The sequence below is a fragment of the Mucilaginibacter pedocola genome (assembly GCF_002013915.1).
In the GTDB taxonomy this organism is placed as follows: Bacteria; Bacteroidota; Bacteroidia; order Sphingobacteriales; family Sphingobacteriaceae; genus Mucilaginibacter; species Mucilaginibacter pedocola.
In genome coordinates, this window is sequence record NZ_MBTF01000003.1 from 175,365 (window position 1) to 194,794 (window position 19,430).

17 protein-coding genes are annotated in these 19,430 nt (G+C 47.1%); all 17 read left to right on the forward strand.

Features of this window, described 5'->3' with window-relative positions; translation table 11 throughout:
* The first annotated feature begins 49 nt into the window (after positions 1-49).
* Positions 50-1,129: a fatty acid desaturase gene (locus BC343_RS06490; RefSeq protein WP_078346939.1), complete on the forward strand. Its 1,080-nt coding sequence runs from the start codon at positions 50-52 to the stop codon at positions 1,127-1,129.
* Positions 1,130-1,539: 410 nt separating this feature from the next.
* On the forward strand, positions 1,540-3,081 hold the full coding sequence (locus tag BC343_RS06495; RefSeq protein ID WP_078346940.1) for a TolB family protein: 1,542 nt from the start codon (positions 1,540-1,542) through the stop codon (positions 3,079-3,081).
* 13 nt (positions 3,082-3,094) lie between these two features.
* Positions 3,095-4,009, forward strand: coding sequence for a TIM barrel protein (locus BC343_RS06500; protein ID WP_078346941.1), 915 nt, complete (start codon positions 3,095-3,097; stop codon positions 4,007-4,009).
* Between the two features lie 110 nt (positions 4,010-4,119).
* Positions 4,120-4,680: a gluconate 2-dehydrogenase subunit 3 family protein gene (locus tag BC343_RS06505; RefSeq protein WP_078346942.1), complete on the forward strand. Its 561-nt coding sequence runs from the start codon at positions 4,120-4,122 to the stop codon at positions 4,678-4,680.
* 4 nt (positions 4,681-4,684) lie between these two features.
* Positions 4,685-6,394 (forward strand): GMC oxidoreductase, encoded by a 1,710-nt coding sequence (locus BC343_RS06510; RefSeq protein WP_078346943.1) that lies wholly within the window; start codon positions 4,685-4,687, stop codon positions 6,392-6,394.
* Positions 6,395-6,619: 225 nt separating this feature from the next.
* Positions 6,620-8,299 carry a GMC oxidoreductase gene (locus tag BC343_RS06515; RefSeq protein ID WP_078346944.1) on the forward strand — a complete coding sequence of 560 codons (1,680 nt, stop codon included), beginning with the start codon at positions 6,620-6,622 and terminating at the stop codon, positions 8,297-8,299.
* 20 nt (positions 8,300-8,319) lie between these two features.
* Positions 8,320-9,753, forward strand: a complete 1,434-nt coding sequence (locus BC343_RS06520) for a Gfo/Idh/MocA family protein (RefSeq protein ID WP_078346945.1) — start codon at positions 8,320-8,322, stop codon at positions 9,751-9,753.
* Between the two features lie 43 nt (positions 9,754-9,796).
* A complete protein-coding gene (locus BC343_RS06525) occupies positions 9,797-10,429 on the forward strand; it encodes a gluconate 2-dehydrogenase subunit 3 family protein (protein WP_078346946.1) in 633 nt (210 codons plus the stop codon).
* A gap of 177 nt (positions 10,430-10,606) precedes the next feature.
* Complete coding sequence (locus BC343_RS06530) at positions 10,607-11,776, forward strand: Gfo/Idh/MocA family protein (protein WP_202909739.1); 1,170 nt, start codon at positions 10,607-10,609, stop codon at positions 11,774-11,776.
* A gap of 9 nt (positions 11,777-11,785) precedes the next feature.
* A complete protein-coding gene (locus BC343_RS06535; RefSeq protein WP_078346947.1) occupies positions 11,786-12,841 on the forward strand; it encodes a sugar phosphate isomerase/epimerase family protein in 1,056 nt (351 codons plus the stop codon).
* Between the two features lie 38 nt (positions 12,842-12,879).
* A complete protein-coding gene (locus tag BC343_RS06540; protein ID WP_078346948.1) occupies positions 12,880-14,100 on the forward strand; it encodes an MFS transporter in 1,221 nt (406 codons plus the stop codon).
* A 53-nt stretch (positions 14,101-14,153) separates the two neighbouring features.
* Complete coding sequence (locus BC343_RS06545) at positions 14,154-14,588, forward strand: c-type cytochrome (protein ID WP_078346949.1); 435 nt, start codon at positions 14,154-14,156, stop codon at positions 14,586-14,588.
* A gap of 43 nt (positions 14,589-14,631) precedes the next feature.
* The gene (locus BC343_RS06550) at positions 14,632-15,885 is read left to right on the forward strand and encodes a nucleoside permease (protein ID WP_078346950.1); all 1,254 of its coding nucleotides are present in this window, start codon (positions 14,632-14,634) and stop codon (positions 15,883-15,885) included.
* Between the two features lie 3 nt (positions 15,886-15,888).
* Entirely contained in the window at positions 15,889-16,776 is an 888-nt protein-coding gene (locus BC343_RS06555) for a hydroxypyruvate isomerase family protein (RefSeq protein WP_078346951.1), read from the forward strand.
* A gap of 47 nt (positions 16,777-16,823) precedes the next feature.
* Positions 16,824-17,702, forward strand: coding sequence for a sugar phosphate isomerase/epimerase family protein (locus tag BC343_RS06560; protein WP_078346952.1), 879 nt, complete (start codon positions 16,824-16,826; stop codon positions 17,700-17,702).
* Positions 17,703-17,734: 32 nt separating this feature from the next.
* Positions 17,735-18,502: a 3-keto-disaccharide hydrolase gene (locus tag BC343_RS06565; protein ID WP_078346953.1), complete on the forward strand. Its 768-nt coding sequence runs from the start codon at positions 17,735-17,737 to the stop codon at positions 18,500-18,502.
* 172 nt (positions 18,503-18,674) lie between these two features.
* Complete coding sequence (locus BC343_RS06570) at positions 18,675-19,430, forward strand: RipA family octameric membrane protein (RefSeq protein ID WP_143822082.1); 756 nt, start codon at positions 18,675-18,677, stop codon at positions 19,428-19,430.

A 19,430-nucleotide genomic window follows, 5' to 3' on the forward strand; every position in this document is an offset into this window, starting at 1 on the left:
GCCCCAATTACTAAACATAAATTGATAAACTAATCTCCCCAAAACACTGATGGCATTCATCCATGATGTGCTCGAACAACCTTCCTATGGCTGGAAGGATGCTGATGGCAACCTTTCCAAACCCTCAAACAGCCAGGTATTAAAAGAATTTCTTTCGAGGTTAAACATTGTTAAAAGCAAAAAGAACTGGCTCTCGTTTATGAGCTGGGCCATGGTGGCAACACTGGGTGTCTTTTTTTACCTGTTTTTGTTCGAGTATTTTTCGCTGCAAGGCCTCATTATTGCATTTGTATACAGCATGATTGTGATGGGGACGCACGGAACCATTTGGTACCACAGGTATTGCACCCATGGTGCTTATAAATTCAGCAATAACTTCTGGCGATTTTTTACGCAGAACCTGACGCTGAAAATTATCCCCGAAGAAATTTACGCTATATCGCACCACGTGCACCACGCCCTATCCGACCAGCCCGGCGACCCGTATAATGCGCAAGGCGGCTTCTTGTACTGCTTCCTGGCCGATGCCAACCATCAGCCCGTTAACCGTAATATGAGCGAAAAGGATTATTGCCGCTGCCTTACACTGATGAAACATACCGGCGTAACTACAAACACTTATGCGCAATACCAAAAATGGGGTTCCATTGCAAACCCCTTTCATACCATTTTAGGCGTAATAGCTAACTGGGCTTTTTGGTTCGCGGTATTTTACTTGCTTGGCGGCATGGCACTGGCTTGCGCTATATTTGGCGCAGCAGGCTTTTGGGCAGTAGGCGTGCGTACCTTCAACTACGAAGGGCATGGCAAAGGCGAAGACAAACGCCGCGAAGGGATAGACCATAATTACAAGGATATGTCGGTAAACCAATTGTGGCCGGGCTATGTGGCAGGCGAGTGGCACAACAACCACCACCTGTTCCCAAAAAGCGCACGCTCGGGTTTTAAACCGCACCAGGTAGATATGGCTTTTGTTTATATCAAGTTTATGCACATGATTGGTGCCGTAAGCAGTTATAAAGATTCGAAGGCACAATTTATTAAAGAATATGTTACGCCTTTTGTAGCGGTAGAACCTGTACCCGTTTTTTGCCCGGTAACCGGAAAACAAATATTTGCAACGAAGTAAACCTAACCGTATAATAATGTGAGTAGAAGGAGGGCCATGGCTCTCCTTTTTTATTTGGTGCGAACGTATGTTTCTTTTGAGTGAACACGAATTGCACGAATTATGCAAATTTTCACAGATCGAATTGGTAGAATTTTAGCACGCAAAGGCGCAAAGCCGCAAAGAAAAAATAGAAGAGAATGCCGCTCAATCCCGATGGATGTAAAGTTTAATCTGAATTAAAACTCTCTAACCCGTTTGCCAAGCTCTCTGCGAATCTCTGTGTAACCTCCGCGAACTCTGTGGTTAAATAGCCACTTATCCCCCTCCAAAACAACATTTTTTATATTAAAAGCAACTTTTATAGTGTAGTTTTTACAAAATGAAATACATAACTTAGTAAACCAATTTTGCCAACCTAATAAACTGTGATGCATAAAATATTTACCACTCGCTTTTTCGCCGTGGCGTTTGCCCTATGCCTGTTCGCAACTAAAAGTTTTGCGCAACAAACGCCCATCGGAATTTTCGACCAACATAGTGATGTAGGCTCCGTAAAGAAGAAAGGCGATGTAAAATACGATGCCAAACTGCAGCAATACACCATAAGCGGAGCAGGTACCAATATATGGGCTAATACCGATGAATTTCAGTTTGTGTGGAAGAAGGTGAAAGGCGATTTTATCCTGCGCACTAATGCTGCTTTTATTGGCAAGGGTATCGAACTGCACCGTAAATTCGGCTGGATGGTGCGCCAATCATTAGATGGCAATTCGGCACATGTAAATGCCGTAGTACATGGCGACGGGCTTACCTCGCTGCAATACCGCAAAACCAGCGGCGCGGTTACCGAGGAACAAAAATCTGCCCAAACCTTTGCCGATGTTGTTCAACTGGAACGCAGGGGCAAAACCTTCACTATGTCGGTAGCTAAAAACGGCGAAATGTTTGGCCCGGAAGAAAAGCTGGAGCTTGATTTAGGCGACGAAGTTTATGTAGGCCTTTTTGTTTGTTCGCACAATGCCGATGTAATGGAGCAGGCAGTATTTAACAATGTGCGCATTGTTAGCCCCGCCCCGGCAGACCTTGTTCCGTATAAAAGATACCTGGGCAGCGCTATCGAATTGTTGGATATGACGAGCCATAACAGCCGTGTGGTTTATCAATCCCCAAAATCGTTGCAAGCTCCAAATTGGACGGTAGACGGCAAATCGCTTATCTATAACAGCGATGGCACGCTTTACAAATTCAATATCGCAACATCAACACCAAAAGCGTTAAATACAGGTGCTGCCAAGAATAATAATAATGACCACGTGATATCCTTCGATGGTAAAATGTTAGTGATCAGCAGTGGCGATGGTGGCCCGTCAATCGGCTATACTGTGCCTCTTGATGGTGGCGAGGCTAAAGCCGTTACCAAAAAAGGGGTGGGGGCAAGCTATATGCATGGCTGGTCGCCGGATGGTAAGTATTTGGTGTTTTGCGGCGAACGCGGCGGCGAGTACGATGTTTACCGTATCCCGGCAGAAGGCGGCCCCGAAGAACGCTTTACCGATACCAAAGGTTTAGATGACGGCCCCGAGTACACGCCCGATGGCAAGTACATTTACTTCAACTCGGTGCGCAGCGGGCTGATGCAGGTTTGGCGCATGGATGCCGACGGCAAAAACCAAACGCAGATAACTAACGACGATGCCAACAACTGGTTTCCGCATATATCGCCCGATGGCAAATGGATAGTATATATCACCTTCCTGAAGAGCGAGGTTGCCCCCGGCGATCATCCTTTTTATAAACATGTTTACATCCGGGTAATGCCCGTTGGCGGTGGTCCCTCAAAAGTGGTTGCTTATCTGTACGGCGGGCAGGGTACTATCAATACGCCATCGTGGTCGCCTGATAGTAAGCATATTGCCTTTGTCAGCAATTCCGACTGGTTGTTCCCCGTTTTCCCAATCGCAAAAAACTAAATCTAAATACACCATGAATTCATCCCGCAGAAGTTTCCTCAAAACCGGCGCCGTAGCTGTAACCGCAGCAACGTTAATGCCTAAAAGCATTTTCGCTGCCGGCAAAATACAACACGTAGGCCTGCAGCTTTATTCCGTTCGCGACCAAATGCGCACCGATCCATCGGGCACGTTGAAAAAGCTGGCCGATATGGGCTATGTTACTGTAGAGCACGCCAACTACGTAAACCGCAAGTTTTACGGCTACACCGCTAAAGAATTCAGGAAACTGCTGGACGACCTGGGTTTGGTAATGCCAAGCGGGCACACCGTAATGCTGCCATCGCACTGGGATACCGCTACTAATGATTTCACCGATGCCTGGAAATGGACCGTAGAAGACGCTGCCGTTTTAGGCCAGAAATATGTTTTCAGCCCGTGGATGGATGAGAAAGTGCGTACCGATAAGGCGGCGCTCGACCGTACAATGGAGCAGTTTAACAAAAGCGGCGAGCTGTGCCAAAAATCGGGGATGAAGTTTGGTTACCACAACCACGATTTTGAATTTACCACCATGGTAGGCGATATGCGCCTGTTCGATTACATTATGCAGCACACCGATCCTAAATTGGTATCGCAGCAGCTGGATATTGGTAACATGTATGGCCGCGAGAACGACGCGATAGGCATCCTTAAAAAATACCCGGGCCGTTTCGAATCGATGCACGTGAAGGATGAGATAAAAAGCGCCGAGCACCCTAACGAAGGTACCGGTTATGAAAGTTGCATATTGGGCAAAGGCGTATTGCCGGTGAAAGAAGTGCTTAAAGTTGCCAAGAAAATTGGTGGAACAGGCTATTTGATCATCGAACAGGAGTCGTACCAGGGCATGGACCCGATGGATTCTGTAAAAATTGATTTACAAACCATGAAAAAATGGGGTTATTAGGCTTTAAAACCTACCTTAACCCGCGCATTTATACTTGGCGGGATATTGTTTGAGCGCAATATCCCGTTATAAAAGCATAAACTTAATTATCTAAAACTTTGGACTATCAAATGAACAGGCGGATAGCTATCCGCAACATGGCTTTGATCCTGGGCAGCGTGGCCGTACTGCCATCTTGCCTTAACGATAACAAAGGCAAACCCGTAGTAAAGCTTAACCACTTAAACGTGGATGCTGAGCAGGAAAGCCTGGTTAACGAACTTACCGAAACCATCCTCCCCAAAACAAAAACACCCGGCGCTAAAGACTTAGGCATAAACCTGTTTGTTTTTAAAATGATTGACGACTGCTACGATAAAAAAGGGCAGGACGAATTTATGGCCGGGTTGAAAGAATTTGCCGATGCCGTTGATAAAAAGCATGGCAAACCATTCCACGAACTTACCGCAGCAGAGCGCACCGCTTTTGTAAACGATATAGAAAAACAAAGCAAAGACCCTAATAACAAGGATAAAGACAGCAAGGCCAATGGCTTTTACTGGACCGTGAAAGGGCAAACCGTATTTGGCTACACCACCTCCAAATACTTCATGACAGAGAAAATAGTATACGAATTGGTACCGGGCAGGTATAATGCCATGTTCCCGGTTAAAAAGAAAGCTTCGGCATAATAAAATGGCTAATTTAAATATAGATAGTGTTAAAGACCGCACCTACCAGGCCATTGTAATTGGCTCGGGCATGAGCGGCGGCTGGGCAGCCAAAGAACTTGGCGACAAAGGCGTAAAAACCCTGATACTGGAGCGCGGCCGCGATGTAAAGCATAATAAGGATTACCCTACCACCAATATGTTCCCTTGGGAGTTCCCTCACCATGGGCAAATAACCGATGAACTGCGCGAGGCCAACCCCATAGTAAGCAAGTGCTATGCTTTTGGCGAAGATGCCCAGCATTTTTTTGTGAAGGATGCCGAACACCCTTACGTACAGGAAAAACCATTCGACTGGATACGCGGCTACCAAACCGGTGGTAAATCGTTACTATGGGCACGCCAAACCCAGCGCTGGAGTGATTTCGATTTCCAGGGCCCGGCGCGTGACGGCTTTGCTGTAGATTGGCCTATCCGCTATGCGGATATAGCGCCATGGTACAGCCATGTAGAGAAATTTGCGGGTATTTCCGGTAACCTCGATGGGCTTGCCGAACTTCCGGATGGCGAGTTCTTACCAGCTTTCCCTTTGAACGCCGTAGAGCGCCGTTTCAGCGCACACGTAAAGCAGCATTATAAAAACAGGCACGTAATAAGCGCGCGTTGCGCACACTTATCAATCCCTAAACAAATACATTTTGACCAGGGCAGGGCACAATGCCAGCGCCGTACGCTTTGCCAGCGCGGTTGCCCTTTTGGTGGCTACTTTAGTGCCAACGCAAGTACTATACCTTGGGCATTAAGGTCGGGCCATGTTACTTTGCGTCCGTTCTCGGTGGTAGAATCTATTATTTACGATGAGAAATTGGGTAAAGCAACGGGCGTTCGTGTTATTAATGCTAACACCAAAGAGGCTATAGAATACTATGCCGATGTAATATTCCTGAACGCAGCTGCATTAAACAGTAACCTGGTGTTGCTAAATTCTACATCAAGCCGTTTCCCTAACGGTTTGGGTAACGATAGCGGTACACTGGGTAAATACGTAGCATTCCACAACTACTCAGCACATATTAATGCCGAGTGGGAGGGCGATAAAGAATGGACAACCGATGGCCGTAACCCGGCAGGTGGTGGTTATATTCCGCGTTTCCGTAACGTGTACAAACAAGAAACGGATTTCTTGCGTGGTTATGCAGCCGGCTTCTACGCATCGCGCTACCGCCAAACCAATAGCGATGGCATTGGGGATGACCTGAAGGCCAACCTGGTGAAAGATGACCTGGGCCTGTGGCAGGTAGGCTCGCACATGATGGGCGAAACTATACCGAAAGAAAGCAATTACGTAACACTGGATAAAACGCTGAAGGATCCATTCGGTATACCGCAACTGAAAATATCGGTAGAGTACGACGATAACGATGCCAAAATGAAGAAGGACTATGTTGAGCAAATGACAGAGATGTTCACTTCCGCAGGGTTCACCAACATTAAAGCATCAGTAGATAGCCGTGCACCGGGTTTGGATATCCACGAAATGGGCGGCGTACGTATGGGTAACGATCCAAAAACATCGATGCTTGATAAATGGCACCGCCTGCACGCCTGCCAAAACGTGTACGTAACCGATGGCGCCAGCATGACCTCAACCTCATGCCAAAACCCATCCCTTACATACATGGCATTTGCAGCAAGAGCGGTAGACCATGCGGTGAGCACGAAGGGGAAAAGTTAGCAGTTCCCAGTTAGCAGTTATCAGTTGCCAGATAGCAGTTTGCAGTTTGCAAACCAGTTTTCAAAACTGCAAACCGCCAACCGAAAACTGCAAACTGAAAAGGAACTGCAAACCGGCAATTGTGTATAAAAAACACATTGAAAAAAGATTTGAAAAATAATTATTATGCCTACATTAGGCGAGACAACCAATACTAAACAAATTTTATTTTAATTCAATACTACTATGTCTGCAAACACTTATGACGCCATCGTCATTGGTTCAGGGATATCGGGCGGCTGGGCTGCGAAAGAACTGACCGAGAAGGGCTTAAAAACCATAATGTTAGAGCGCGGTAAAAACATCGAGCACATTAAGGATTACGTGAACGCGAATAAAGGCCCATGGGAATTTGAACACCGTGGTGGCCGTACTCAAAAAATGATCGAAGATTACCCCGTTTTAAAGCGCGACTACCCGCTTAACGAGACAAACTTAGACTATTGGGTTGATGAAAAAGAAAGCCCTTACACCGAAATTAAGCGCTTCGACTGGTTCCGTGGGTACCATGTGGGTGGCCGCTCGCTGATGTGGGGCCGTCAATCGTACCGCTGGCACGATACCGATTTCGAGGCCAACTTAAAAGATGGTATAGCCGTTGACTGGCCTATCCGTTATAAAGACCTGGAAAAATGGTATAGCTATGCAGAAAAATTTGCCGGTATATCGGGCAACCGCGATGGCGTTCCAATTCTGCCGGATGGCGATTTTATGCCGCCAATGGAAATGAACGTAGTAGAAAAAGATGTTCAAAAACGTTTTAAAGAATTTTATAAAGATACCCGCCACTTTGTTATTGGCCGTACCGCCAATATCACTGTGCCGCATAATAACCGTACCAACTGCCAGTACCGCAACAAATGCTGGTTAGGCTGTCCGTTCGGTGCATACTTCAGCACACAGTCGGCTACTTTGCCTGCTGCTATGGCAACCGGTAATTTAACCGTTCGCCCATGGTCAATTGTTAAAGAGATCATTTACGACAAAGACACCAAGAAAGCAAAAGGCGTACGCATAGTAGATGCCGAAACCAACAAAACTTACGAGTTCTTCGCTAAGATCGTTTTCGTTAACGCATCTGCACTAAACAGCGCCTGGGTGTTAATGAACTCGGCTACCGACGTTTGGGAAGGCGGCTTAGGCAGCAGCAGCGGCGAGCTTGGCCACAACGTAATGGACCACCACTTAGGTGTTGGCGCAGGCGGCCGTATAGAAGGCTTTGAAGATAAGTATACATTCGGCCGCAGGGCTAACGGTATTTACATACCGCGTTACCGCAACCTTAATGGCGAAAAACGCGATTACATCCGCGGTTTTGGTTACCAGGGTGGGGGCAGCCGCGCCAACTGGAGCCGCGATATTGCCGAGTTGAGCATAGGCGGTGCCTTTAAAGATGCCTTATCAGAACCAGGCTCATGGAGCTTTGGTATGGGCGGCTTCGGCGAAACATTGCCATACCACGAAAACAAGATCACTCTTGATAAAGAGAAAAAAGATAAATGGGGCCTGCCTACATTAGCTATCGATGTTGAGGTAAAAGACAACGAGCGTAAAATGCGTGTAGACATGATGAACGACGCAGTAGAAATGCTGACTAACGCCGGCGTTAAAGATGTAAAAGGCTACACCAGCGAAGGTATCTTAGGCCGTGGTATACACGAGATGGGTACTGCACGTATGGGCCGCGACCCCAAAACATCGGTACTGAACGAGTGGAACCAGGTTTGGGATGCCAAAAACGTATTTGTTACGGATGGTGCCGCCATGACTTCGGCCGCTTGCCAAAACCCATCGCTTACTTACATGGCGCTTACTGCCCGCGCAGCCAACCACGCGGTAGAAGAACTGAAAAAAGGTAATATTTAATCGATTAGCATCTATAAAAAATGACTGAGAAGAAAGAAGAAACCCCGGTAACGGGTACCTCCAGAAGGGACTTTTTAAAGAACACCTCGCTGGCCGCTGCCGGTTTCATGATCGTTCCGCGTTTTGTGCTGGGCGGTAAAGGTTACACTGCGCCAAGCGATATGCTGAATGTAGCAGGTATTGGTGCCGGTGGTAAAGGCGAAAGCGATATTGCTGCCTTTGCAAAAAGCGGCAAAGCCAACATTGCATTCCTTTGCGATGTGGATGACCGCCGCGCTGCTAAATCACGCGCATCGTTCCCTAAAGCAAAATATTATAAAGACTGGCGCGAACTGTTGGATAAAGAAGGGAAGAATTTTGATGCCGTATCGGTTTCAACCCCGGATCATAACCACGCTATTATTGCTTACGGTGCTATGCAACTGGGCAAGCACGTGTACGTACAAAAGCCATTAACGCACGACTTGTGGGAAGCTCGTTTGCTAACCGAGGCAGCCAAGAAATATAAAGTGGTTACCCAAATGGGTAACCAGGGTGCATCTAACGATGGTACCCGCTTAATGTCGGAGTGGTACGATGAAGGCCTGATAGGCGATGTACATACCGTTTACTGCTGGACAAACCGCCCTGTGTGGCCGCAAGGCATTAAATGGCCCGATCCAAGCCAGAATATCCCTAAAGAATTAGATTGGGACCTGTGGTTGGGTACTGCCCCTAAAAAAGACTACGTAGAGAAACTGGTACCTTTTAACTGGCGCGGCTGGTGGGATTACGGCACCGGCGCCCTGGGCGATATGGGTTGCCACTTAGTTGAGGCTCCTTTCCGCGTATTGGGTATCCGCTATGCAAAAGATGTGCAAGCCAGCGTTGGTAGTGTATATGTAGATGAGTTTAAACAAGGCCGCTTCCCTGAAAGCTGCCCTCCATCGAGCCACATTACTTTAACCTTCCCTAAAACCAACAAAACCAAAGGCGATGTAACCCTGCACTGGATGGACGGCGGCATACAGCCGGAACGCCCTATAGAGCTTGGCGCTGATGAGAAATGGGGCGGCGAAGAAGGCAACGGTACCTTATTCATCGGTACAAAAGGTAAAATGTACGCCAGCACCTACTCAGATGCTGCTACCTTATTACCAAAAAGCCGTATGGAGAACGTTAAAGCAAAGCAAAAATATGCCCGCGTACCGGGTGGCGCAAGTGGCCACTACGCACAATGGGTTGAGGCTTGTATAGCTGGCTACGGTAAACAGGAAGTAAGCTCTCCATTCGAGATTGCTGGTCCGTTGACCGAAGCTTTGCTGATGGCTAACCTTGCAGTACGCGGCCACGACCTGAAAGGCGGCACCATTAAAATGCTGTGGGATAACGACGCTATGAAGGTGACCAACTTTGCCGAGGCTAACCAATTTGTAAAACGCGAATACCGCGAAGGTTTTGTTTTAAAAGCCTAAGGTATAACTAACAAGAAATCATTAATTCAAAATAATTGATAAAATGAACAGAAGAGACGCAATTGGCCGGGTGGGTTTGATCCTTGGGGGAACCATCATCGGCGCAGAGTTCTTTATGTCGGGCTGTAAACCTTCAGGCAGCTCTGCAAGCAACATCGAGGATTTGGCTAAACCCGAGATAACTGCTTTTTTAGATGAAGTGGCCGAAACCATTTTGCCTGAAACCAGCACTCCGGGCGCTAAAGCAGCCAAAGTTGGTGCCTTTATGAACGTAATGGTGCGCGATTGCTACACCGAGGCCGACCAGAAAGTTTTCCTGGAAGGTATTGGCAAGCTTGACGAGGCCAGCAACAAAAAGTTCAGCAAAAAATTCATGGAAGTTACGCCTGCACAGCGTACCGAACTGTTAACCGAGCTGGATAAAGAAGCTAAAGACTACGCCAAAAAGAAAGGCGAAGATGCTGAAGCTGATAAAGCTAAACATAAAGACGAAAAAGATTACAAAGCACCGGATGTGCCAAACCACTACTTCACCATGATGAAGCAATTGACCCTGTTGGGTTACTTCACATCAGAAGTAGGTGCTACCAAAGCATTGCGCTACTTACCGGTACCCGGTAAATACGATGGTAACTACCCTTACAAAAAAGGCGACCGCGCCTGGGCATTATCGTAGGCCAAAAATCAAAACCCTCTCCGTTTTATAGCGGAGGGGGCTTTTTTATTTAGTAAGCAATCGATTGAAATTGCTTAAGAATACTTAAAATTACATCACACTTTAATATCAAAACTAAACCCGATGCTCTCTGCTAACCGGCAGAAAGAATTAAACGGGAGTTTACTGTTATCACTTATGAGCAAAAGAAAATTACGCATGGGCATGATAGGCGGCGGTAAGGATGCCTTCATTGGCGCTATACACCGCATTGCCGCTAACATGGATGGCCAGATAGAACTGGTTGCCGGCGCGCTTAGCGTTAACCCCGAAGTAGCACAGGAAAGCGGCCGCATCCTTTTCCTGGATGAAGACCGTACCTACAACAGCTTTGCCGAGCTTTTTGAAGCAGAAGCAAAAATGCCCGAAGATAAACGCATGGATTTCGTGACCATCGTTACGCCAAACTTCGCACACTTTGCACCGGCAATGGCAGCTTTAGAGAACGGCTTTAACGTGGTGATAGAAAAACCCGTAACCTTTACCTTAGAAGAAGCTTTACAACTGAAAGCCAAAGTAGAAGAAACCGGCCTGATGCTGTTGCTTACCCATACCTATGCCGGTTACCCGATGGTAAAACAGGCAAGGCAAATGGTTAAAGATGGTGCTTTGGGTAAAGTGCGTAAAATATATGTTGAGTACATACAAGGCTGGTTGAGCCGCCTATCGGAGCGTGAAGGTAATGCACAGGCCTCATGGCGTACCGACCCGTCAAAATCGGGCAAGAGCGGTTGCATGGGCGATATTGGTACCCACGCTGCACACTTGGCCGAATATATTTCGGGCAAAAAAATTACCCAGCTGAATGCTTCATTAAACATTGTGGTAGATGGCCGTATGCTGGATGATGACGGCGCGGTGTTGCTGCGTTTTGAAGACGGCGTTACCGGTACCTTAACCGCATCGCAAATTGCTGCGGGCGAAGAGAATGCCCTGAAAATACGCGTATATGGCGAGAACGGCAGCCTGGAATGGCGCCAGGAAGAGCCAAACACCCTGAACGTAAAATGGCTGGATAAACCTGCCGAAGTATTACGCGCAGGTGCCGGTTATACCGACAGGCTTTCGAGCTATGCTACCAGCAACTGCCGCACACCGGGAGGCCACCCCGAAGGTTACCTGGAAGCATTTGGTAACCTGTACCGCAACTTCGCTTTGGCACTGAGTGCTAAAATAGAAGGCGCAGAGCCACAGTCCGAATGGCTGGATTTTCCGTCTATCGATGATGGTATCCGCGGTATGGCATTCATCAACAACGTGGTGGCATCAAACACCAGCGAGCAAAAATGGACCGATTACGTTATCTAAACTAAAAACATGAATACTATAAAAGGGCCGGCAATATTTTTAGCGCAGTTTATAGGCAACGAAGCGCCTTTTAACGATTTAAGCTCCATCTGTAAATGGGCGGCGGGGCTTGGTTATAAAGGTGTGCAGTTACCAACTAACGATGCGCGCTTCATCGACCTGCAAAAAGCAGCCGAAAGCAAAACTTACGCCGACGAAATAAAAGGCATTGTAAACGCAGCCGGTTTAGAAATTACCGAACTATCAACCCACTTACAGGGCCAGTTAGTAGCCGTTAACCCGGCTTATGATTCGCTATTCGACGCTTTTGCGCCGGATGCCGTGAAGAATAACCCTGCCGAGCGCCAAAAGTGGGCCGTACAGCAACTGAAGTATGCTGCTAAAGCATCACAAAATTTAGGCCTGAACGCGCACGTTACTTTCAGCGGCGCGCTCATCTGGCAAACCGTTTACCCATGGCCACAGCGCCCTGCAGGTTTGGTAGATACTGCCTTTACCGAACTGGCGAAACGCTGGGAGCCTATCCTGAACGTTTTCGACGAGAACGGTATCGACCTTTGCTACGAGATACACCCCGGCGAGGACCTGCACGATGGTATCACTTACGAGATGTTCTTGGAAAAAGTGAACAATCACAAACGTGCTAACCTGCTGTACGATCCATCGCACTTTGTGTTGCAAGCGCTTGATTACCTCGAGTACATCGACATTTACCACGAGCGCATCAAGATGTTCCACGTTAAGGATGCCGAGTTTAACCCTACCGGCAGGCAGGGCGTTTACGGCGGCTACCAGGACTGGATAAACCGTGCGGGCCGTTTCCGCTCATTGGGCGACGGGCAGGTGGACTTTAAATCGATCTTCAGTAAATTAACGCAATACGATTACACCGGGTGGGCTGTGCTGGAATGGGAATGTGCGTTAAAACATCCTGAAGACGGTGCGAGAGAAGGCGCACAGTTTATTAAGGACCATATCATCCGCGTTACCGACCGTACTTTCGACGATTTTGCGGCCTCGGGTTCCGACGAAGCCTTTAACCGTAAGCTTATCGGCCTCGATTAACAATACTAAAAACCAAACCAACTAAACCAAACCTAATTATGACAACGAAGACTACTATTAACCGTACGCAATTGTTCAGGGCGAGTTGCCTGGCATTGCTTGTAACCTCCTTATCGTTCGGTATCCGCGCGGGTATCCTGAACAAACTGGGGGTAGATTTTAACCTTGATAAAGCGCAACTGGGCACTATCACCGCAACAGCCTTTTGGGGTTTCCCGCTGGCCGTGGTAATAGGCGGGGTTATAGTAGATATTATTGGCATGAAAAGGCTGCTGGTGCTGGCATTTATATTCCACCTGGCGGGCATATTGTTAACCATATTCGCAACCGGCTTTTGGCCGCTGTTTTTATCGACGTTATTGGTGGGCCTTGCAAACGGTACTGTAGAGGCCGCCTGCAACCCACTGGTAACATCGCTTTATACCGAAGAAAAAACTACCAAACTTAACCACTTTCACCTGTGGTTTCCAGGCGGTATCGTTATCGGTACGGTGATTGTAATGCTGCTCACTAAGCTTAATTTAGGCTGGCAGATACAGGTTGCCACCATGCTTATCCCGACGCTTATCTACGGTTACCTGTTCTCTAAACTGGATTTCCCGGTTACCGAGCGTGTAGCATCAGGCGTAAGCACTGCCGATATGTACAAAGCGGTGGCAAGCCCGCTATTCATCTTTATGTTCATTTGCATGCTGGGCACCGGTATCACCGAGTTGTTTACCGGCCAGTGGATAGATGTATTGCTGAAGAACGTAAGCGATAACGCCCTGCTGCTGTTAACCCTCGAGACCGGTATCATGGTAGTGGGCCGTGCCTTCGCTAAACCTATCCTGAAAATGGTAGAGCCACAGGTAGTATTGCTGATATCAACCATATTGGCCGCTACCGGTTTATACCTGCTGAGCACAGCATCGGGCAATACCATCTTCTTTGCCGCAGTTATCTTTGGTATGGGCGTTTGCTTCTTCTGGCCAATGATGCTGGGTTTTGTAAATACCAACATCCCACGGTCGGGTGCATTGGGCTTGAACCTGATGGGCGGCGCGGGTATGTTCGCGGTATCTATCTACACCATGTTTATGGGGTCGTATTACGATCAGATAGTAAAAGAGGCCAATGGCGATAACACCCTTGCCGGCGTAAAAGTGTTGCAGGCGACGCTCATCATTCCTATTGTGTTAGTGGTAGCTTTTGCCGGGCTGGTGCTGTATATGCGCGGCCGAAAAAAAGCAGTAATTATACCCGAAGTAGCTGTTTAAATTAGCAAAAAATCGTACTTTTCGGGATTGAAAAAATCAAACAATTAAACTCCATGAAAAAATTATTTCTCGTTTTAGGCATCAGTGTAGTAATTGCAGCGTGCGGTGGCCCAAAACCAGGCGAAGCCGAAGGCGGCGAAGACACTACAGCTGCAGCTAACCAAACTGCAACGGCAGCAACAACCAATGCTGATACGTCTGCCACCAAAACCGGTACCGAACCAACTGCTGCTGCTCCTGCAGGTAAAGGTGCAACTTTAATTGCCGGTAGCGATTGCGGTACCTGCCACAAAGACCACCAAAAAATTGTAGGCCCTGCCTTTGAAGATATTGCTAAGAAATACACCGATGCTGACGTTGATAAACTGGCCAAGAAAGTTATTGCCGGTGGTAGCGGTAGCTGGGGCGATATTGCCATGAGCCCGCACCCCGCACTAAGCGAGGATGATGCAAAAGAAATGGTGAAATATATTTTAACCGTAAAATAAGCATCGCGCAACCCCGAACAACCAATTATAAACTATAAATTATATGAACTTAACTACACGCGTTAAGTTATCAACCATGATGTTCCTCCAGTTTTTTATCTGGGGCGCATGGTTTGTAACAATGGGAACCTACCTTGGTAAAACTTTAGGCGCAAGCGGCACGCAAAATGCCACCGCTTATTCAAGCCAGTCATGGGGGGCCATTATAGCGCCATTCATCATCGGCCTCATTGCCGACCGTTATTTTTCTGCCCAAAAAGTATTAGGCGTGCTGCACTTAACCGGTGCTGCTTTGCTTTACTACATCACTACCATCCCAAATTTCGATGGCTTTTTGCCGGTGATATTTGCTTACATGATCGTTTACATGCCAACACTGGCTTTGGTGAACTCGGTATCGTTCAAGCAGATGGCCAACCCGAGCAAGGAGTTTCCGCCGATCCGTATTCTTGGTACGTTCGGTTGGATAGTGGCCGGTACCGTGATAGGCTGGCTGGGCTGGGAAGCAAATAATACCCTGGTATTAACCTTCCAAATGGCGGCCGTAGCGTCGTTGATATTAGGCTTGTTAAGTTTCACTTTGCCATCTACACCTCCGGCAAAAAAAGGCCAGAAGAGCAGCATGAGCGATATTTTAGGCCTCGATTCTATCGGTTTGCTTAAAAACTCGTCGTACCTGGTGTTCTTCCTTGCTTCCATCGCTATCTGCGTTCCGTTGGCGTTTTACTACAACTTTACCAACCCTTTCCTTAACGAGGTGGGTATGCAAAAAGCGGCTTTCATACAGTCGTTCGGCCAATGGTCGGAGTTGGCGTTTATGGCGCTGATGCCTTTGTTCTTCGTTCGTTTAGGTGTTAAAAAGATGTTGGCCGTAGGTATGCTGGCATGGGTATTACGTTATGTATTCTTTGCTTACGGTAACGTAGGTTCTAACTATTGGATGCTGATAGCGGGTATCGTACTGCATGGCGTTTGCTACGACTTCTTCTTCGTAACCGGGCAAATTTATACCGATAACCTGGCAGGCGAACGCTTCAAAAGCGCTGCACAGGGCTTTATTACCCTGGCTACTTATGGCGTGGGTATGCTTATCGGCTCGTACATTTCGGGCCCGATAGTAGATAAATGGAAAGTGTCTGACACTGTACACAACTGGCAAACCATTTGGTTGATACCGGGAGGTATTGCCGCAGTAGTTTTAATAGTGTTCCTGCTGTTCTTTAAAGATAAAAACCAGATACAAACCAAATCGGGGTTGGAAATTGAGGATGAACCTAAAGGCCGTTTAGAAGTATAACACATGGCAACAAACCAAAACCGCAGATCGGCCATTAAAGGCCTTATTGCCGGCAGCGCCGCCATTGGCGCGTCGGGCGTGCTTTCATCATTTACCACAGCCGAACAACAGCCTATGGACGATAAACTGAAAGGCAATATTAACCACGCCGTGTGCCAGTGGTGCTACAGCGACATCAGTGTAGAGGACCTGTGCAAGGCCGCCAAAGAGATCGGCATAAAAGGTATCGACCTGGTGGGCCCTAAAGATTGGCCAACGCTTAAAAAGTATGGCCTGTACAGCAGCATGTGCAACGGTGCCGAAATAAACCTTACGGATGGTTTCGGCGATAAAGTTTACCATGCCGAACTGCACAAACGCTATACCGACATGATACCTAAAGTAGCCGAAGCCGGTTACAAAAACCTCATCTGCTTCAGTGGCAGCCGCCGCGGTAAAACCGACGAGGAGGGATGGAACAACTGCGTGGAAGGCCTTAAATCAATGGTTGCCCTTGCCGAAAAGCATGGTGTTACCCTGGTGATGGAACTGCTGAACAGCAAAATAGACCACAAAGATTACCAGTGCGATAGGGTAGAGTGGGGCGCCGAACTTTGCAAACGCCTTGGCTCGGAGAACTTTAAACTGCTTTACGATATCTACCACATGCAGATAGACGAGGGCGACGTTATCCGTAACATTGGCGCTTACCACCAGTACATTAACCATTACCATACGGGCGGTGTACCGGGGCGTAACGAGATCGACGACACCCAAGAGCTGTATTACCCGGCCATTATGAAAGCCATTTTGGCAACCGGCCATAAAGGCTTTGTAGCACAGGAATTTATACCGAAATATAAAGATAAACTGGCCTCGCTGAAAAAGGCCGTCCACATTTGCGACGTTTAAACCTTAGGCGGATATAACTGTCTGACGTTCTACTTACAAACAAACACATGACTACAACCAGGAGACAATTTTTGGCCCAGGCGGGCATCGCTTCGGCAGCAGCAATGCTGGCACCGCAATTATTATCGGCAAAAGGCAAAACAGGCGTGGGCATACAGCTCTACAGCCTGCGCGATTACCTGCCGAAGGACGTTAAAGGCGTTATTGCCAACATTGCCAAAGCAGGCTACAGCGAGGTAGAAACTTTCGGCTACTCTAAAGAGGGCGGCTTTTGGGGCCTTAGCGCAAAAGAGTTCAGCGCCTTGCTGAAAGCTAATGGATTGACCACCCCGAGCGGCCACTATGGTTTAGATGAGTTCTTCGGTACCGGTAAAATGGACCAGCTGAACAGCTATATCGACTGTGCACTGGCTACCGGACAGACTTATATCATTATCCCGGGTATTAACCACGAGTTCATTAAAACCAAGGCCGATTTCCAGACCGTTGCCGGTAAAATGAACAAGATAGCCGAGATACTGAAACCAAAAGGTTTGAAACTGGGCTACCACAACCACAACTTTGAGTGGCACGAAACCGAAGGCACTACTTTTTACGATACCATTTTGAACGAAACCGACCCTAAATTGGTGAACATGGAGATGGACCTGTATTGGGTGGTACGCGCCGGCTACAAACCGCTGGAGATATTTGCCAAACATCCCGGCCGTTTCACCTTTGTGCACGTAAAGGATATGGATAAAACCAACCCCGAACTGAACACCGAGATAGGCAGCGGCTCTATCGATTTTAGATCGATACTGGCCCAGGCGAAAAAAGGTGGCATTAAGCACTTTATTGTGGAGCAGGAAAACTTCACCAATATCGACCCTTATGTGAGCATTGCCCAAAGCGCTAAATACGTTAAAAGCATTATCCCCGCATAACAAACAAGCGAACCAATAATTCTCCAATAAATATGAAACACCAGTTAATATTTACCGCGCTTTTCTCGGGCTTCGCATTAGCGGCCAGCGCACAGCAGGGCGCAAAGCCCGAAGACACCGAAAAATGGGAACCGGTACCAAAAGTAGTAGCCAGCGCCAAAACCATTGGCGATGCCCCTTCTGATGCCATTGTACTGTTCGACGGGAAGAACCTCGACGAATGGGTTGACGTTGCCAGCGGTAACCCCGCCAAATGGAACGTGAACGATGGCGTACTTACCGTAAACAAAGCTACCGGCAACATCGAAACCAAACGCAAATTTGGCAGCTACCAGTTACACATTGAGTGGAAAGTACCCGCCAACATTACCGGCGAAGGCCAGGCACGCGGCAACAGCGGCGTTTTCTTAGCCTCGATAGGTAAAGGCGATATGGGTTACGAACTGCAGGTGCTTGATTCGTACAACAACAAAACCTACGTGAACGGTATGGCAGGCAGTATTTACAAGCAGTTTATCCCGCTGGCCAACCCAACCCGCCCTCCCGGCGTATGGAACGTTTACGACGTTATCTGGACCGCCCCAACCTTCGATGGCGACAAAGTAAAAACCCCTGCCCGCGTAACCGTACTATTTAACGGCGTACTGGTAGAGAACAACATCGAACTGCTGGGCCCAACCCAATACATTGGTGCCCCCGGCTACCGCGCCCCTCACGGCCCGTCGCCTATAAAGCTACAGGCCCACGGCGATAAGAGCGAACCGCTAAGCTTCAGGAATATTTGGGTGAGAGAGTTGTAATAAACTCGATCCTACTGATATTAAAAAGCCGGCTTCCCGAAGGGGAGCCGGCTTTTTTTGTGGGGATAGTTTGGTTATTTCGACTGTATATTATTGAGCGACTATTTAATAATTGATAAATCATAAAACGCGTGGATATATGTCTTATTTTTGAATAAATATCAATATTCCAATGTTATTTATCTATTCTTATTTCGTCTCTATTATTGCATTTTGTGGTATGCTCTTTATTAGAAAGTTTAGAGCGTTTTTCTATAAGGAGTACCCTAACGATGTTGATCAATTAAGTGAAATAGACTTTTACCAACAATTTGAAAAGAAAATTGCTAAAGGTAAAGGTGATGAAAGGTGGAAAGAATTGTTGGAAAAGGCCTGGAAGGTTAGAGATTTTGAAATTGAGTTGTATTGGAAAAGAGCGAATTATTTTTGGTTATTCCAGTTACCTGCTTTTACGGCTTATTTTACTCTTGCGAGTAAAGTAAGTGAATCTCAACGTTTGCCAGATGAAGTTTTAGTAATCACGTGTTTGGGTATCGTTTTTTCGACGGCTTGGTTTCTTATAAATATTGGAAGCAAGTCTTGGCAAAGGCACTGGGAGGTATATATAGACTTATTCGAAGATAAATATTACGGGCCTCTTTATCAAACCATAAACTCTCCCAAAACGTTCTCTGTTTCAAAAATAAACGAGGTGGTAAGTCTGTCGTTTATTTTTGTCTGGATTTTATTCGCATTTAAAACCATTTCTTTTAACAAATATTTTATTGATTCAGATTGCGGAATAGAATGTTTTAATCCAGTTGTAGCTTATAGTATAACTTTTACTATACTTATTTTAATAGCGATGTTTTTTGGCTACGGGCGGGGGTATTTTAAAGATAGGGAAGTAAAAATGTTCAAAAGAAAATACCATTACGAGGATAATTAA

What these genes read in the sequence shown, in the direction of transcription:
- BC343_RS06490 (WP_078346939.1), top strand. Translation starts at nt 50, where the DNA reads ATGGCATTCATCCATGATGTGCTCGAACAACCTTCCTATGGCTGGAAG.
- BC343_RS06495 (WP_078346940.1), top strand. Translation starts at nt 1,540, where the DNA reads ATGCATAAAATATTTACCACTCGCTTTTTCGCCGTGGCGTTTGCCCTA.
- BC343_RS06500 (WP_078346941.1), top strand. Translation starts at nt 3,095, where the DNA reads ATGAATTCATCCCGCAGAAGTTTCCTCAAAACCGGCGCCGTAGCTGTA.
- BC343_RS06505 (WP_078346942.1), top strand. Translation starts at nt 4,120, where the DNA reads ATGAACAGGCGGATAGCTATCCGCAACATGGCTTTGATCCTGGGCAGC.
- BC343_RS06510 (WP_078346943.1), top strand. Translation starts at nt 4,685, where the DNA reads ATGGCTAATTTAAATATAGATAGTGTTAAAGACCGCACCTACCAGGCC.
- BC343_RS06515 (WP_078346944.1), top strand. Translation starts at nt 6,620, where the DNA reads ATGTCTGCAAACACTTATGACGCCATCGTCATTGGTTCAGGGATATCG.
- BC343_RS06520 (WP_078346945.1), top strand. Translation starts at nt 8,320, where the DNA reads ATGACTGAGAAGAAAGAAGAAACCCCGGTAACGGGTACCTCCAGAAGG.
- BC343_RS06525 (WP_078346946.1), top strand. Translation starts at nt 9,797, where the DNA reads ATGAACAGAAGAGACGCAATTGGCCGGGTGGGTTTGATCCTTGGGGGA.
- BC343_RS06530 (WP_202909739.1), top strand. Translation starts at nt 10,607, where the DNA reads ATGAGCAAAAGAAAATTACGCATGGGCATGATAGGCGGCGGTAAGGAT.
- BC343_RS06535 (WP_078346947.1), top strand. Translation starts at nt 11,786, where the DNA reads ATGAATACTATAAAAGGGCCGGCAATATTTTTAGCGCAGTTTATAGGC.
- BC343_RS06540 (WP_078346948.1), top strand. Translation starts at nt 12,880, where the DNA reads ATGACAACGAAGACTACTATTAACCGTACGCAATTGTTCAGGGCGAGT.
- BC343_RS06545 (WP_078346949.1), top strand. Translation starts at nt 14,154, where the DNA reads ATGAAAAAATTATTTCTCGTTTTAGGCATCAGTGTAGTAATTGCAGCG.
- BC343_RS06550 (WP_078346950.1), top strand. Translation starts at nt 14,632, where the DNA reads ATGAACTTAACTACACGCGTTAAGTTATCAACCATGATGTTCCTCCAG.
- BC343_RS06555 (WP_078346951.1), top strand. Translation starts at nt 15,889, where the DNA reads ATGGCAACAAACCAAAACCGCAGATCGGCCATTAAAGGCCTTATTGCC.
- BC343_RS06560 (WP_078346952.1), top strand. Translation starts at nt 16,824, where the DNA reads ATGACTACAACCAGGAGACAATTTTTGGCCCAGGCGGGCATCGCTTCG.
- BC343_RS06565 (WP_078346953.1), top strand. Translation starts at nt 17,735, where the DNA reads ATGAAACACCAGTTAATATTTACCGCGCTTTTCTCGGGCTTCGCATTA.
- BC343_RS06570 (WP_143822082.1), top strand. Translation starts at nt 18,675, where the DNA reads ATGTTATTTATCTATTCTTATTTCGTCTCTATTATTGCATTTTGTGGT.